Below are 531 nucleotides of genomic sequence, written 5' to 3' on the forward strand. Positions count from 1 at the left end.
TATAGGTGTACCCTAAATGGACCACCTAACCCCCCTTCTATGTAGCTCTACGTAACCCTTTGTATTCATGCGGCCTTTCTCACACCACAAACTAAGCGACAGTGCTAACATAAGCACTAGCTTATGAAGTAGTAGAAAGGATTAACTTAATGGATATAAATTCACTAAAGTGCGCTTTTGGCGGTCAGTGTAACAATCCAACGAAACAACACAGTGTCATGGAAGTATGAGCACCTCCTCTTTTCTTGGCCCTTGGATGCCCTCACCCTGCCAACAGCACGGCGGTGGCTTTAGTATGAACATATCAACCAAAAGCCAAGCACCATCTATTGTTATTGTAGAAATAAAAACAACATCGGCATCAGGGACAGGTACAAAGACAATGCAGTTTATTGGTCCTGGTACTTATAAAGCGGCTTATGGCCCTGGAGTAGGAACTTGCTACTATGTAAGAGCAAAATCTACATCAACAGGGCAAGTTCTATTTATACAATTTAGTGGGGCTTAGATGCGTAAATATAATTACTTATT

Annotated in this window: 1 protein-coding gene; it reads left to right on the forward strand. The window is 41.6% G+C overall.

Going from position 1 to position 531, the window contains the following annotated elements; genetic code table 11:
- Positions 1-226 precede the first annotated feature (226 nt).
- A complete protein-coding gene (locus KCG35_RS26175) occupies positions 227-508 on the forward strand; it encodes a hypothetical protein (RefSeq protein ID WP_215822876.1) in 282 nt (93 codons plus the stop codon).
- The last annotated feature ends 23 nt before the right edge of the window (positions 509-531 follow it).

Source organism: Zooshikella harenae (assembly GCF_018837975.1).
Taxonomy (GTDB): Bacteria; Pseudomonadota; Gammaproteobacteria; order Pseudomonadales; family Zooshikellaceae; genus Zooshikella; species Zooshikella harenae.